Source organism: Kluyvera sp. Awk 3 (genome assembly GCF_028069715.1).
Classification (GTDB): domain Bacteria; phylum Pseudomonadota; class Gammaproteobacteria; order Enterobacterales; family Enterobacteriaceae; genus Kluyvera; species Kluyvera georgiana_A.
The window spans coordinates 1-15160 of record NZ_JANEWH010000113.1 but is presented as its reverse complement, the minus strand read 5'-3'; the positions used below and the strand labels follow the sequence as shown (position 1 = coordinate 15160).

General features: G+C 52.6%; 11 protein-coding genes and 1 pseudogene. 9 read left to right on the top strand and 3 right to left on the bottom strand.

The genetic code is table 11. The annotated features are described in order from the left end of the window. The 9 genes and pseudogenes from tuf to rpoC all read left to right on the top strand — a co-directional run. Window positions 1-185, top strand: a pseudogene (gene tuf, locus NNN71_RS19060) (elongation factor Tu); the annotation flags it as partial. Window positions 186-406: 221 nt separating this feature from the next. Next, window positions 407-790, top strand: coding sequence for a preprotein translocase subunit SecE (gene secE / locus NNN71_RS19055; protein WP_064546531.1), 384 nt, complete (start codon window positions 407-409; stop codon window positions 788-790). A gap of 1 nt (window position 791) precedes the next feature. Further along, the gene (nusG, locus tag NNN71_RS19050) at window positions 792-1337 is read left to right on the top strand and encodes a transcription termination/antitermination protein NusG (protein WP_003862341.1); all 546 of its coding nucleotides are present in this window, start codon (window positions 792-794) and stop codon (window positions 1335-1337) included. Between the two features lie 157 nt (window positions 1338-1494). After that, on the top strand, window positions 1495-1923 hold the full coding sequence (rplK, locus tag NNN71_RS19045; protein ID WP_012133815.1) for a 50S ribosomal protein L11: 429 nt from the start codon (window positions 1495-1497) through the stop codon (window positions 1921-1923). Window positions 1924-1926: 3 nt separating this feature from the next. After that, a complete protein-coding gene (rplA, locus tag NNN71_RS19040; RefSeq protein WP_064546534.1) occupies window positions 1927-2631 on the top strand; it encodes a 50S ribosomal protein L1 in 705 nt (234 codons plus the stop codon). 295 nt (window positions 2632-2926) lie between these two features. After that, entirely contained in the window at window positions 2927-3424 is a 498-nt protein-coding gene (gene rplJ / locus NNN71_RS19035; protein WP_001207203.1) for a 50S ribosomal protein L10, read from the top strand. 66 nt (window positions 3425-3490) lie between these two features. Next, complete coding sequence (rplL, locus tag NNN71_RS19030) at window positions 3491-3856, top strand: 50S ribosomal protein L7/L12 (RefSeq protein ID WP_000028882.1); 366 nt, start codon at window positions 3491-3493, stop codon at window positions 3854-3856. Window positions 3857-4174: 318 nt separating this feature from the next. Continuing rightward, entirely contained in the window at window positions 4175-8203 is a 4029-nt protein-coding gene (gene rpoB / locus NNN71_RS19025) for a DNA-directed RNA polymerase subunit beta (protein WP_064546536.1), read from the top strand. 76 nt (window positions 8204-8279) lie between these two features. Then, a complete protein-coding gene (gene rpoC, locus NNN71_RS19020; RefSeq protein ID WP_163449377.1) occupies window positions 8280-12503 on the top strand; it encodes a DNA-directed RNA polymerase subunit beta' in 4224 nt (1407 codons plus the stop codon). 193 nt (window positions 12504-12696) lie between these two features. Here the strand turns inward: rpoC and NNN71_RS19015 are convergent, their stop codons facing one another. From NNN71_RS19015 to NNN71_RS19005, 3 genes are all read right to left on the bottom strand, one after another. Then, the gene (locus NNN71_RS19015; protein WP_064546540.1) at window positions 12697-13014 is read right to left on the bottom strand and encodes a PTS lactose/cellobiose transporter subunit IIA; all 318 of its coding nucleotides are present in this window, start codon (window positions 13012-13014) and stop codon (window positions 12697-12699) included. A gap of 7 nt (window positions 13015-13021) precedes the next feature. Continuing rightward, window positions 13022-13327 carry a PTS sugar transporter subunit IIB gene (locus tag NNN71_RS19010; RefSeq protein ID WP_064546542.1) on the bottom strand — a complete coding sequence of 102 codons (306 nt, stop codon included), beginning with the start codon at window positions 13325-13327 and terminating at the stop codon, window positions 13022-13024. Between the two features lie 186 nt (window positions 13328-13513). Then, window positions 13514-15055 carry a sensor domain-containing diguanylate cyclase gene (locus tag NNN71_RS19005; RefSeq protein WP_167577363.1) on the bottom strand — a complete coding sequence of 514 codons (1542 nt, stop codon included), beginning with the start codon at window positions 15053-15055 and terminating at the stop codon, window positions 13514-13516. Window positions 15056-15160: the final 105 nt, after the last annotated feature.

Sequence of the window (15160 nt, the reverse complement as noted above, 5' to 3'; positions counted from 1 at the left end):
GTACTACTGACGTGACTGGTACCATCGAACTGCCGGAAGGCGTAGAGATGGTAATGCCGGGCGACAACATCAAAATGGTTGTTACCCTGATCCACCCGATCGCGATGGACGATGGTCTGCGTTTCGCAATCCGTGAAGGCGGTCGTACCGTTGGCGCGGGCGTTGTTGCCAAAGTAATGAGCTAATTGCTGATAACATTTGACGCAATGCGCAATAAAAGGGCATCATTTGATGCCCTTTTTGTACGCTGTCGAACCAGAACCTGGCTCATCAGTGATTATTTTTGCCATAATCATTGCTGAGACAGGCTCTGTAGAGGGCGTTTAGTCCGAAACTTATTTCGGTTTGGATCGCCTCGCAATCGCGGGGTGGAAATGTTTGTAGAATACTTCTGACAGGTTGGTTTATGAGTGCGAATACCGAAGCTCAAGGGAGCGGGCGCGGCCTGGAAGCGATGAAGTGGGTCGTTGTTGCCGTATTGCTGATTGTCGCAATTGTGGGTAACTACCTTTATCGCGACATGATGCTGCCGCTGCGTGCGCTGGCCGTAGTAATTATTATTGCTGCAGCGGGTGGTGTCGCGCTGTTGACGACGAAAGGCAAAGCGACCGTTGCGTTTGCTCGTGAAGCGAGAACGGAAGTTCGTAAGGTGATTTGGCCGACTCGCCAGGAAACGCTGCACACTACGCTGATCGTTGCTGCGGTCACTGCGGTAATGTCACTGATCCTGTGGGGACTGGATGGTATTCTGGTTCGCCTGGTATCCTTTATCACTGGCCTGAGGTTCTAAGATGTCTGAAGCACCTAAAAAGCGTTGGTACGTCGTTCAGGCGTTTTCCGGTTTCGAAGGCCGTGTAGCGACTTCGCTGCGCGAGCATATCAAATTACACAACATGGAAGAGCTGTTTGGCGAAGTCATGGTTCCGACCGAAGAAGTGGTTGAAATCCGTGGCGGCCAGCGTCGTAAGAGCGAGCGCAAATTCTTCCCTGGCTACGTATTAGTTCAGATGGTGATGAACGACGCGAGCTGGCACCTGGTGCGCAGCGTTCCGCGCGTAATGGGCTTTATCGGCGGTACCTCTGACCGTCCGGCGCCAATCAGCGATAAAGAAGTTGATGCGATTATGAACCGCCTGCAGCAGGTTGGTGATAAGCCGCGTCCGAAAACGCTGTTTGAACCGGGTGAAATGGTTCGCGTTAACGACGGTCCGTTCGCTGACTTCAACGGCGTGGTTGAAGAAGTGGATTACGAGAAGTCTCGCCTGAAAGTGTCTGTTTCTATCTTCGGTCGTGCGACCCCGGTAGAGCTGGACTTCGCTCAGGTTGAGAAAGCGTAAGGCTGCGATCAAAAAAGCATCGATCTAATCGTTGCATAGGGCGCGAAATTGACATACAATTTCGCGCCTTTTGTTTTTATGGGCCACGGCCTGTAAAACGATTTTTATTCACGGGGAGCCTCCTTGAGGCGCTATTACCCAATTAGAGGATTTTAGAATGGCTAAGAAAGTCCAAGCCTACGTTAAGCTGCAGGTTGCAGCTGGTATGGCAAACCCGAGTCCGCCAGTTGGTCCTGCTCTGGGTCAACAGGGTGTTAACATCATGGAATTCTGCAAAGCGTTCAACGCGAAGACTGATTCCATCGAAAAAGGTCTGCCGATTCCGGTTGTTATCACAGTTTACGCTGACCGTTCTTTCACCTTCATTACCAAAACGCCTCCGGCAGCAGTTCTGCTGAAGAAAGCGGCTGGTATTAAGTCTGGTTCCGGTAAGCCGAACAAAGACAAAGTAGGTAAAATTTCCCGCGCTCAGCTGCAGGAAATCGCGCAGACCAAAGCTGCCGACATGACCGGTGCCGACATTGAAGCGATGACTCGCTCCATCGAAGGTACTGCACGTTCCATGGGCCTGGTAGTGGAGGACTAAGAAATGGCTAAACTGACCAAGCGTATGCGCGTGATCCGTGAAAAAGTTGATGCAACTAAACAGTACGACATCAACGAAGCTATCTCTCTGCTGAAAGAGCTGGCCACTGCTAAATTCAACGAAAGCGTTGACGTTGCCGTTAACCTCGGCATCGACGCTCGTAAATCTGACCAGAACGTACGTGGTGCAACTGTACTGCCGCACGGTACTGGCCGTTCTGTTCGCGTTGCCGTATTTACCCAGGGCCCGAACGCTGAAGCAGCTAAAGCTGCTGGCGCTGAGCTGGTAGGTATGGAAGATCTGGCTGAACAGATCAAGAAAGGCGAAATGAACTTCGACGTTGTTATTGCTTCCCCGGATGCAATGCGCGTTGTTGGCCAGCTGGGTCAGGTTCTGGGCCCGCGCGGCCTGATGCCAAACCCGAAAGTTGGTACTGTAACTCCGAACGTTGCTGAAGCGGTTAAGAACGCTAAAGCGGGTCAGGTTCGTTACCGTAACGACAAAAACGGCATCATCCACACCACCATCGGTAAAGTGGACTTTGACGCTGACAAACTGAAAGAAAACCTGGAAGCTCTGCTGGTTGCGCTGAAAAAAGCAAAACCGACTCAGGCGAAAGGCGTGTACATCAAGAAAGTTAGCATCTCCACCACCATGGGTGCGGGTGTTGCAGTTGACCAGGCTGGCCTGAGCGCTGCTGCAAACTAATGCCTTTACGTGGGCGGTGATTTTGTCTACAATCTTACCCCCACGTTTGCTAACAAAAGTTAGCGGCTAAAAAGATTTGTTCGTTGGAGCCTGGCCTATCCAGGCCTCCGTCGAAGACCGCAGGTGTTTCGCAAGAAACTTAATGCCCTGCGTAGACGGTGACAGAACGCTAAGATTATTTTTTAAAGTACTCTTTGGCTTGTTTCTGCTCACCGTATTAAGACGCTCTTCTCGTTGAGATGAGTGAAGTGAGTTCCAGAGCATAAGCTCTGGCAAACATCCAGGAGCAAAGCTAATGGCTTTAAATCTTCAAGACAAACAAGCGATTGTTGCTGAAGTCAGCGAAGTAGCCAAAGGCGCGCTGTCTGCAGTAGTTGCGGATTCCCGTGGCGTAACTGTAGATAAAATGACTGAACTGCGTAAAGCAGGTCGTGAAGCTGGCGTATACATGCGTGTTGTTCGTAACACCCTGCTGCGTCGCGTCGTTGAAGGTACTCAGTTCGAGTGCCTGAAAGACACGTTTGTTGGTCCGACCCTGATTGCATACTCTATGGAACACCCGGGCGCTGCTGCTCGTCTGTTCAAAGAGTTCGCGAAAGCGAATGCAAAATTTGAGGTCAAAGCTGCAGCCTTTGAAGGTGAGCTGATCCCGGCGTCTCAGATCGACCGCCTGGCAACTCTGCCGACCTACGAAGAAGCAATTGCACGCCTGATGGCAACCATGAAAGAAGCTTCGGCTGGCAAACTGGTTCGCACTCTGGCTGCTGTACGCGATGCGAAAGAAGCTGCTTAATCGCAGTTATCTTTGTAAAGCATCTGCTTACGTATAAACTTATTCTGATATTCAGGAACAATTTAAATGTCTATCACTAAAGATCAAATCATTGAAGCAGTATCCGCTATGTCCGTAATGGACGTTGTTGAGCTGATCTCTGCAATGGAAGAAAAATTCGGTGTTTCCGCTGCTGCTGCTGTAGCTGTAGCTGCTGGCCCGGCTGAAGCTGCTGAAGAAAAAACTGAATTCGACGTAATTCTGAAAGCTGCTGGCGCTAACAAAGTTGCTGTAATCAAAGCAGTACGTGGCGCAACTGGCCTGGGTCTGAAAGAAGCTAAAGACCTGGTAGAATCTGCTCCGGCCGCTCTGAAAGAAGGCGTGAGCAAAGATGACGCTGAAGCACTGAAAAAATCTCTGGAAGAAGCTGGCGCTGAAGTTGAAGTTAAATAAGCCAACTTTTCTGGTTGAAGCCTGAGTAATCAGGCCGATGGCTGGTGACTTTTTAGTCACCAGCCATTTTGCGCTGTATGGCGCCAGTAGCATTTCACACTGTTTGACTACTGGTTGTCCTGACAATGCATGTTTCTATCGACGACTTAATATATTGCGACAGGGTGCTCGCTCTGTGTAAATCGCAATGAAATGGTTTAAGCGTGATAGCAACAGGTATTGCGGAAAGTGTTCCATTTTCCGGTCAACAAAATAGTGTTGCACAAACTGTCTGCCCATGGACAGATGCGTCGACTTGTCAGCGAGCTGAGGAACCCTATGGTTTACTCCTATACCGAGAAAAAACGTATTCGTAAGGATTTTGGTAAACGTCCGCAAGTACTGGATGTCCCATATCTCCTTTCTATCCAGCTTGACTCGTTCCAGAAGTTTATCGAGCAAGATCCTGAAGGTCAGTATGGTCTGGAAGCGGCTTTCCGTTCCGTATTCCCGATTAAAAGCTACAGCGGTAACTCCGAGCTGCAATACGTCAGCTACCGCCTTGGCGAACCGGTCTTTGACGTTCAGGAATGTCAGATCCGTGGCGTGACCTATTCCGCACCGCTGCGCGTAAAACTGCGTCTGGTGATCTACGAGCGCGAAGCGCCGGAAGGCACCGTCAAAGACATTAAAGAACAAGAAGTCTACATGGGCGAAATTCCGCTCATGACCGACAACGGTACCTTTGTTATCAACGGTACTGAGCGTGTTATCGTTTCTCAGCTGCATCGTAGCCCAGGCGTCTTCTTTGACTCCGATAAAGGCAAAACCCACTCTTCGGGTAAAGTGCTGTATAACGCGCGCATCATTCCTTACCGTGGTTCCTGGCTGGACTTCGAATTCGATCCGAAGGACAACCTGTTCGTACGTATCGACCGTCGCCGTAAACTGCCTGCGACCATCATCCTGCGTGCGCTGAACTACACCACTGAGCAGATCCTTGACCTGTTCTTTGAGAAAGTTGTCTTCGAAATTCGCGACAACAAGCTGCAGATGGAGCTGATTCCAGAACGTCTGCGTGGCGAAACCGCGTCCTTCGACATCGAAGCGAACGGTAAAGTGTACGTTGAAAAAGGCCGCCGTATTACTGCGCGCCACATTCGCCAGCTGGAAAAAGACGATATCAAACATATCGAAGTTCCGGTTGAGTACATCGCTGGCAAAGTCGCTTCTAAAGACTACGTTGACGAATCTACTGGCGAGCTGATCTGCCCGGCTAACATGGAGCTGAGCCTGGATCTGCTGGCTAAGCTGAGCCAGTCTGGCCATAAGCGTATCGAAACGCTGTTCACTAACGATCTGGACCACGGTGCCTACATTTCTGAAACTGTACGCGTCGACCCAACCAACGATCGTCTGAGCGCGCTGGTAGAAATCTACCGCATGATGCGCCCTGGTGAGCCGCCGACTCGCGAAGCTGCTGAAAGCCTGTTCGAGAACCTGTTCTTCTCCGAAGACCGCTATGACCTGTCTGCGGTTGGTCGTATGAAGTTCAACCGTTCTCTGCTGCGCGACGAAATCGAAGGTTCCGGTATCCTGAGCAAAGACGACATCATCGAAGTGATGAAGAAGCTCATCGATATCCGTAACGGTAAAGGCGAAGTCGATGATATCGACCACCTCGGCAACCGTCGTATCCGTTCCGTAGGCGAAATGGCGGAAAACCAGTTCCGCGTTGGCCTGGTACGTGTAGAGCGTGCGGTGAAAGAGCGTCTGTCTCTGGGCGATCTGGATACCCTGATGCCTCAGGATATGATCAACGCCAAACCGATTTCCGCAGCAGTGAAAGAGTTCTTCGGTTCCAGCCAGCTGTCTCAGTTTATGGACCAGAACAACCCGCTGTCTGAGATTACGCACAAACGTCGTATCTCCGCACTCGGCCCGGGCGGTCTGACCCGTGAGCGCGCAGGCTTCGAAGTTCGAGACGTACACCCGACTCACTACGGTCGCGTATGTCCAATCGAAACGCCTGAAGGTCCGAACATCGGTCTGATCAACTCCCTGTCCGTGTACGCACAGACTAACGAATACGGCTTCCTTGAGACTCCGTACCGTAAAGTGACCGACGGTGTTGTAACCGACGAAATTCATTACCTGTCTGCTATCGAAGAAGGCAACTACGTTATCGCTCAGGCGAACTCCAACCTGGATGACGAAGGCCACTTTGTAGAAGATCTGGTGACCTGCCGTAGCAAAGGCGAATCCAGCTTGTTCAGCCGCGACCAGGTTGACTACATGGACGTATCCACCCAGCAGGTGGTATCCGTCGGTGCGTCCCTGATCCCGTTCCTGGAACACGATGACGCCAACCGTGCATTGATGGGTGCGAACATGCAACGTCAGGCCGTTCCAACTCTGCGTGCTGATAAGCCGCTGGTTGGTACCGGTATGGAACGTGCTGTAGCCGTCGACTCCGGTGTTACTGCAGTGGCTAAGCGTGGCGGTACCGTTCAGTACGTCGACGCATCCCGTATCGTTATCAAAGTTAACGAAGACGAGATGTATCCGGGCGAAGCGGGTATCGACATCTACAACCTGACCAAATACACCCGTTCTAACCAGAACACCTGTATTAACCAGATGCCTTGCGTGTCTCTGGGTGAGCCAATCGAGCGCGGCGACGTGCTGGCAGATGGCCCGTCCACCGACCTGGGTGAGCTGGCGCTGGGTCAGAACATGCGCGTGGCATTCATGCCATGGAACGGTTACAACTTCGAAGACTCCATCCTCGTATCCGAGCGTGTTGTTCAGGAAGACCGTTTCACCACCATCCACATTCAGGAACTGGCCTGTGTGTCCCGTGACACCAAGCTGGGGCCGGAAGAGATCACCGCCGACATCCCGAACGTGGGTGAAGCTGCGCTCTCCAAACTGGATGAATCCGGTATCGTTTACATTGGTGCAGAAGTCACCGGTGGCGACATTCTGGTTGGTAAGGTAACGCCGAAAGGTGAAACCCAGCTGACGCCAGAAGAGAAGCTGCTGCGTGCGATCTTCGGTGAGAAAGCGTCTGACGTTAAAGACTCTTCTCTGCGCGTACCAAACAGCGTTTCCGGTACCGTTATCGACGTTCAGGTCTTTACTCGCGATGGCGTAGAAAAAGACAAACGTGCGCTGGAAATCGAAGAGATGCAGCTGAAGCAGGCTAAGAAAGACCTGTCTGAAGAACTGCAGATCCTCGAAGCTGGCCTGTTCAGCCGTATCTACGCTGTGCTGGTTGCCGGTGGTGTTGAAGCTGAGAAGCTCGACAAACTGCCTCGCGATCGCTGGCTGGAGCTCGGCCTGACCGACGAAGAGAAACAGAATCAGCTGGAACAGCTGGCTGAACAGTACGACGAACTGAAGCACGAGTTTGAGAAGAAACTCGAAGCGAAACGCCGCAAAATCACCCAAGGCGACGATCTGGCACCGGGCGTGCTGAAGATTGTTAAGGTATACCTGGCCGTTAAACGCCGTATCCAGCCTGGTGACAAAATGGCAGGTCGTCACGGTAACAAGGGTGTTATCTCCAAGATCAACCCGATCGAAGATATGCCGCACGATGCTAACGGTACGCCGGTAGATATCGTTCTGAACCCGCTGGGCGTACCATCGCGTATGAACATCGGTCAGATCCTTGAAACCCACCTGGGTATGGCTGCGAAAGGTATCGGCGATAAGATCAACGCCATGCTGAAACAGCAGCAGGAAGTCGCGAAACTGCGCGAGTTCATCCAGCGTGCTTACGATCTGGGCGCCGACGTTCGTCAGAAAGTCGACCTGAGCACCTTCAGCGATGATGAAGTTCTGCGTCTGGCTGAAAACCTGCGTAAAGGTATGCCGATCGCAACGCCGGTATTCGACGGTGCGAAAGAAGCGGAAATTAAAGAACTGCTGCAGCTGGGCGACCTGCCGACCTCCGGTCAGATCACCCTGTTCGACGGCCGTACTGGTGAACAGTTCGAGCGTCCGGTAACCGTAGGTTACATGTACATGCTGAAACTGAACCACCTGGTCGACGACAAGATGCACGCGCGTTCCACCGGTTCTTACAGCCTGGTTACTCAGCAGCCGCTGGGTGGTAAGGCGCAGTTCGGTGGTCAGCGCTTCGGGGAGATGGAAGTGTGGGCGCTGGAAGCTTACGGCGCCGCCTACACCCTGCAAGAAATGCTCACCGTTAAGTCTGATGACGTGAACGGCCGTACTAAGATGTATAAGAACATCGTAGATGGCAACCATCAGATGGAACCGGGCATGCCGGAATCCTTCAACGTACTGTTGAAAGAAATCCGCTCGCTGGGCATCAACATCGAACTGGAAGACGAGTAATCCTCGCTCAAACAGGTCACTGCTGCCGGGGTAATTCCCGGCAGTGGATTGTGCTAACTCCGACGGGAGCAAATCCGTGAAAGATTTATTAAAGTTTCTGAAAGCGCAGACTAAAACCGAAGAGTTTGATGCGATCAAAATTGCTCTGGCCTCGCCAGACATGATCCGTTCATGGTCTTTCGGTGAAGTTAAAAAGCCGGAAACCATCAACTACCGTACGTTCAAGCCTGAGCGTGACGGCCTTTTCTGCGCCCGTATCTTTGGGCCGGTAAAAGACTACGAGTGCCTGTGCGGTAAGTACAAGCGCCTGAAACACCGCGGTGTGATCTGTGAGAAGTGCGGCGTTGAAGTGACCCAGACCAAAGTGCGCCGTGAGCGCATGGGCCACATCGAGCTGGCATGTCCGACTGCCCACATCTGGTTCCTGAAATCGCTGCCGTCCCGTATCGGTCTGCTGCTCGATATGCCGCTGCGCGATATCGAACGCGTACTGTACTTCGAATCTTATGTGGTTATCGAAGGCGGTATGACCAACCTGGAACGTCAACAGATCCTGACTGAAGAGCAGTATCTGGACGCGCTGGAAGAGTTCGGTGACGAATTCGACGCGAAGATGGGTGCGGAAGCTATCCAGGCCCTGCTGAAGAGCATGGATCTGGAGCAAGAGTGTGAAACTCTGCGTGAAGAGCTGAACGAAACCAACTCCGAAACCAAGCGTAAAAAGCTGACCAAGCGTATCAAACTGCTGGAAGCGTTCGTACAGTCTGGTAACAAGCCAGAGTGGATGATCCTGACCGTTCTGCCGGTTCTGCCGCCAGATCTGCGTCCGCTGGTTCCGCTGGATGGTGGTCGTTTCGCGACTTCTGACCTGAACGATCTGTATCGTCGCGTCATTAACCGTAACAACCGTCTGAAACGTCTGCTGGATCTGGCTGCGCCGGACATCATCGTACGCAACGAAAAACGTATGCTGCAGGAAGCGGTCGACGCCCTGCTGGATAACGGTCGTCGCGGTCGTGCGATCACCGGTTCTAACAAACGTCCTCTGAAATCTTTGGCCGACATGATCAAAGGTAAGCAGGGTCGTTTCCGTCAGAACCTGCTCGGTAAGCGTGTTGACTACTCCGGTCGTTCTGTAATCACCGTAGGTCCATACCTGCGTCTGCATCAGTGCGGTCTGCCGAAGAAAATGGCACTGGAGCTGTTCAAACCGTTCATCTACGGCAAACTGGAACTGCGTGGCCTGGCCACCACCATCAAAGCCGCGAAGAAAATGGTTGAGCGCGAAGAAGCTGTCGTTTGGGATATCCTGGACGAAGTTATCCGCGAACACCCGGTAATGCTGAACCGTGCACCAACACTGCACCGTCTGGGTATCCAGGCCTTTGAACCGGTACTGATCGAAGGTAAAGCTATCCAGCTGCACCCGCTGGTTTGTGCGGCATATAACGCCGACTTCGATGGTGACCAGATGGCTGTTCACGTACCGCTGACGCTGGAAGCCCAGCTGGAAGCGCGTGCACTGATGATGTCTACCAACAACATCCTGTCTCCGGCGAACGGTGAGCCAATCATCGTTCCGTCTCAGGACGTGGTATTGGGTCTGTACTACATGACCCGTGACAAAATCAACGCCAAAGGCGAAGGCATGGTGCTGACTGGCCCGAAAGAAGCGGAACGTCTGTACCGCTCTGGCCAGGCTGAACTGCACGCTCGCGTTAAAGTTCGTATCACTGAATACGAAAAAGACGAGAACGGTGAGTTCGTAGCAAAAACCACACTGAAAGACACTACCGTTGGTCGTGCCATTCTGTGGATGATCGTTCCTAAAGGTCTGCCGTTCTCTATTGTGAACCAGCCGCTGGGTAAAAAAGCGATCTCCAAAATGCTGAACACCTGTTACCGCATTCTGGGCCTGAAACCGACCGTTATCTTTGCTGACCAGACCATGTACACCGGCTTTGCCTATGCAGCCCGTTCAGGTGCGTCTGTTGGTATCGACGACATGGTGATTCCGGAGAAGAAATACGAAATCATCAGCGAAGCGGAAGCGGAAGTTGCTGAGATTCAGGAACAGTTCCAGTCTGGTCTGGTAACCGCTGGCGAACGCTATAACAAAGTTATCGATATCTGGGCCGCGGCGAACGATCGTGTATCCAAAGCGATGATGGACAACCTGCAAACTGAAACCGTTATTAACCGTAACGGCGAAGAAGAGCAGCAGGTTTCCTTCAACAGCATCTACATGATGGCCGACTCCGGTGCGCGTGGTTCTGCAGCACAGATTCGTCAGCTGGCAGGTATGCGTGGTCTGATGGCGAAGCCAGATGGCTCCATCATCGAAACGCCAATCACCGCGAACTTCCGTGAAGGTCTGAACGTACTCCAGTACTTCATCTCCACGCACGGTGCGCGTAAAGGTCTGGCGGATACCGCACTGAAAACAGCGAACTCCGGTTATCTGACGCGTCGTCTGGTTGACGTTGCACAGGACCTGGTTGTTACTGAAGACGACTGTGGCACCCTGGAAGGCATCACCATGACCCCGGTTATCGAGGGTGGTGACGTTAAAGAGCCGCTGCGCGATCGCGTACTGGGTCGTGTGACTGCTGAAGACGTTCTGAAGCCGGGTACCGCGGACATTCTGGTTCCGCGTAACACGCTGCTGAACGAACAGTGGTGTGACCTGCTGGAAGTTAACTCCGTTGACTCCGTGAAGGTTCGCTCCGTTGTATCCTGTGACACCGACTTTGGTGTATGTGCGCACTGCTACGGTCGTGACCTGGCGCGTGGCCACATCATCAACAAAGGTGAGGCTATCGGCGTTATCGCTGCACAGTCCATCGGTGAGCCGGGTACACAGCTGACGATGCGTACGTTCCACATCGGTGGTGCGGCATCTCGTGCGGCTGCTGAATCCAGCATCCAGGTTAAGAACAAAGGTAGCATCAAGCTCAGCAACGCGAAGTCGGTTGTGAACTCCAGCGGTAAACTGGTTATCACTTCCCGTAACACCGAGCTGAAACTGATCGACGAATTCGGCCGTACCAAAGAAAGCTATAAAGTGCCTTACGGCTCCGTTATGGCGAAAGGTGATGGCGAACAGGTTGCCGGCGGCGAAACCGTTGCAAACTGGGATCCGCACACCATGCCGGTTATCACCGAAGTAAGCGGTTTTGTTCGCTTCACTGACATGATCGACGGCCAGACCATTACTCGTCAGACCGACGAGCTGACCGGTCTGTCTTCTCTGGTGGTTCTGGATTCTGCAGAGCGTACTGCGGGTGGTAAAGACCTGCGTCCGGCACTGAAAATTGTTGATGCTCAGGGCAACGACGTTCTGATCCCAGGCACTGATATGCCTGCCCAGTACTTCCTGCCGGGTAAAGCGATTGTTCAGCTGGATGATGGCGTTCAGATCAGTTCTGGTGACACCCTGGCCCGTGTTCCGCAGGAATCCGGCGGTACCAAGGACATCACCGGTGGTCTGCCGCGCGTTGCCGACCTGTTCGAAGCACGTCGTCCGAAAGAGCCGGCAATCCTGGCTGAAATCAGCGGCATCATTTCCTTCGGTAAAGAAACCAAAGGCAAACGTCGTCTGGTTATCACTCCGGTAGACGGTAGCGAACCTTACGAAGAGATGATTCCGAAATGGCGTCAGCTCAACGTGTTCGAAGGTGAACGTGTAGAACGTGGTGACGTGGTTTCCGACGGTCCGGAAGCACCGCACGACATCCTGCGTCTGCGTGGCGTACATGCTGTTACTCGTTACATCGTTAACGAAGTGCAGGACGTATACCGTCTGCAGGGCGTTAAGATTAACGATAAACACATCGAAGTTATCGTTCGTCAGATGCTGCGTAAAGCCACCATCGAAAGCGCTGGTAGCTCCGACTTCCTGGAAGGCGAGCAGGTTGAATACTCCCGCGTCAAGATCGCTAACCGCGAGCTGGAAGCGAACGGCAAAGTGGGTGCAACCTTCTCCCGCGATCTGCTGGGTATCACCAAAGCGTCTCTGGCAACCGAGTCCTTCATCTCCGCGGCATCGTTCCAGGAGACCACTCGCGTGCTGACCGAAGCAGCCGTTGCGGGCAAACGCGACGAACTGCGCGGCCTGAAAGAGAACGTTATCGTGGGTCGTCTGATCCCGGCTGGTACCGGTTATGCGTACCACCAGGATCGTATCCGTCGCCGTGCGGCGGGTGAAGTTTCTGTTGCGCCGCAGGTTAGCGCAGAAGAAGCGACCGCGAGCCTGGCAGAACTGCTGAACGCAGGTCTGGGTGGTTCTGATAACGACTAATCGTTCACGTTAGTGCGATAAGTTGAAAAGGCCAGTCTTCGGACTGGCCTTTTTTATGGTTCCGGTAGCCCCGATAAGCGCAGCGACATCAGGTAATCATAGAGCACTTTCCCGGATGGATGCGTCGCCTTATCCGGCTTACAAAAGCAAAAGGCACCCAATTGGGTGCCTTTTCTATTCCGTTGTTGTGCGCTTAGCTAACGAGTGGAATACGGCGATACAGCTCAATCATGTCGGTTGCCAGGTCCTGGATAACCATCGCGTTCATCAGGTGATCCTGAGAGTGAACGGTAATCAGGTTAACCGGCAGCTTGCCCGTGCCTTCGTCGATGCCAATCAACTGAGTCTGGATACCGTGAGCCAGTTTGACAAACTCGCGGGACTCTTCCATCGCTTTTTCTGCGCCTTCGAAGTCGCTTTTGCGTGCCAGCTGTAATGCGGTTAATGCAGAACTACGTGCGGCACCGGCGTTGACCAGCAGTTCCATGATGATTGATTCTAAATCTTCCACGTCTTTCTCACTCCATTAACTTAAGGGCTTTCTCAAGCACAACGTCGCCTTTCATCATGCCGTAGTCCATCATATCGATGACCGCGACTTTCTTGCCCAGAGGATCTGCCAGAGCCTGCAGTTTAGCCTGCTCGTACTTCACCTGCGGACCGAGCAGAACGATATCTGCTTCGTTGATGTTCGCTTTGAATTCGGCCACTGGTACGGCTTTAATTGAGACTTCAACCCCTTTCTTCTGAGCTGCATCCTTCATACGTTGAACCAGCATGCTGGTGGACATACCTGCAGCGCAGCATAAAACGATATTCTTCATAATGCTCCCTCATGACCCGTGATGACTCATGTTTATCGCGAGCTGAAACGATCAACAACCGCTTTGCGACGATTGTGTGTAAGCCATCACAAAGATCGTCTCAAAAAACTGAAACCGGTTACATTTTCGTGCGATGAAGATATAAAAAAACCCGCAAAGCGGGTTTTCTATCACGGGGCAAAACCGTCAGGCTTCTGAGGTTCGCTCGATACGGTTTTTGCCCTGCCGTTTAGCACGGTAGAGCGCCTCGTCGACGCTGGAGACCAGATGATCCAGCGTTTCCATATGCCACTCGCCAAGCCCGGCGCTGAAGGTGACATGCAAACCTTCCTCACGCCACGTACGGTTGGCGACGTTCATCCGCCACAGCTCAAGCAGCGCGGCAGACTCGGCAACATGCTCGGCGGGGAAAATGACCGCAAACTCCTCGCCGCCGTAACGGTAGAGCGACAGACCATGCGCCTGTAAGATGGCAATCCCTTCGCGCGCCACGCTGCGTAGCACAATATCGCCGCTGAGATGACCCCAGGTATCGTTGATCGATTTAAAGTTATCGATATCAACCAACGCCAGCGCAAATGACTGACGCGCGTTCATCAGCGCGGTGATGTCGGTGTCAAAGGCCCAGCGGTTCTTACAGCCGGTGAGTGAATCGACGGTGGCCTGGCGCACGTAGGCTTGCTCGCGTTCTTTGTTGGTTTCAATGGCTTTATGCAACATCACCTCAAGGCCCGGCGCGCGCTTGGTATCACCTGTCTTGATAGCGTTGATGATGTTCATCAGGATGCCGCGGGAAGCGTGGCGTAAATACAGGCCGAAGGTGATGATAATCAGACCTGCCAGCGCGAAGCCCCACGAAATGATGATGCTCTCATGCTGCGCCAGCACGCTGAGCGTATGACCCGTGACTTTATAAATCACAAACCAGTCGGGGTTGCTGAACGAGTAGTAGTAATACCAGGTCCGGGTAGCCTTATCGAACACTTCTCCTTCGCCAGCCGTCATACTGCCGAGCAACTGCTCGGAAACCACCGGCTGGAAAAGCTTGCCGCTGTCCGGATGCAGCAGCGCCAGCCCCTGGCGGTTAACCACGAAGAACTCCCCCTGTACCGGCGGCCTCATCTGGCGCAGGGTATGGCTCATGGCAGCTAAATCAAAGTGGAACGCCAGCGTTCCCCTCAGTTTGCCATCGGTTGAGATCACCGGTTTTGCCAACGTAACGGTCTGCTGTTGAGTAAAAAAGTCGGTATAAGGTTGGGTATAGCGGCTGAAGATCCCCACGTCTCCTTGATGCACAAACCAGGGGCGGGTGGTGGCATTGAAAACCGGCGAGTTCTGGCGCTCAACCGCCTGCGGAGCACGCAGGTAATGTCCTTCAGTATCCGCGATGGATAGCGATGAGACCGTCGGCATCATCGACAGAAGCTGCATCATGGATTGCAACCCTTGCTCTGGATTGATATTTACGATCCTGTTCAGCTCATCGTTGCGAGCTAAATAGGTTGCAGCACGGCCCAGAATATAATCGTTTTCGTGCAGGATAGATTCGGTGTAATTGACCGCCAGGTTATGGGTAAAATTGCGGTTAATACTATGATAATCACGAATAATATCGTTACGTTGAATTATCGTAACTAGCGTAGCGATGATGACAAAACACAGAATAATGCCGGCAAAGCTAATAAAGATCGGTGTGGTAAATGACAGCCTTCTGCTGTGAGAACTCATCATGGTTTCCATTCCTGGCCAAATTGCCGAAAACCAGCGAAAACTGGCACTGCAATTTTATACACATATTTTTGACTCAATAATTATACGGTATTGAATTAAATA

Bases quoted from the DNA above. Each gene is read 5' to 3' on its own strand.
- secE (WP_064546531.1), top strand. From the start codon at position 407: ATGAGTGCGAATACCGAAGCTCAAGGGAGCGGGCGCGGCCTGGAAGCG.
- nusG (WP_003862341.1), top strand. From the start codon at position 792: ATGTCTGAAGCACCTAAAAAGCGTTGGTACGTCGTTCAGGCGTTTTCC.
- rplK (WP_012133815.1), top strand. From the start codon at position 1,495: ATGGCTAAGAAAGTCCAAGCCTACGTTAAGCTGCAGGTTGCAGCTGGT.
- rplA (WP_064546534.1), top strand. From the start codon at position 1,927: ATGGCTAAACTGACCAAGCGTATGCGCGTGATCCGTGAAAAAGTTGAT.
- rplJ (WP_001207203.1), top strand. From the start codon at position 2,927: ATGGCTTTAAATCTTCAAGACAAACAAGCGATTGTTGCTGAAGTCAGC.
- rplL (WP_000028882.1), top strand. From the start codon at position 3,491: ATGTCTATCACTAAAGATCAAATCATTGAAGCAGTATCCGCTATGTCC.
- rpoB (WP_064546536.1), top strand. From the start codon at position 4,175: ATGGTTTACTCCTATACCGAGAAAAAACGTATTCGTAAGGATTTTGGT.
- NNN71_RS19010 (WP_064546542.1), bottom strand. From the start codon at position 13,327: ATGAAGAATATCGTTTTATGCTGCGCTGCAGGTATGTCCACCAGCATG.
- NNN71_RS19005 (WP_167577363.1), bottom strand. From the start codon at position 15,055: ATGAGTTCTCACAGCAGAAGGCTGTCATTTACCACACCGATCTTTATT.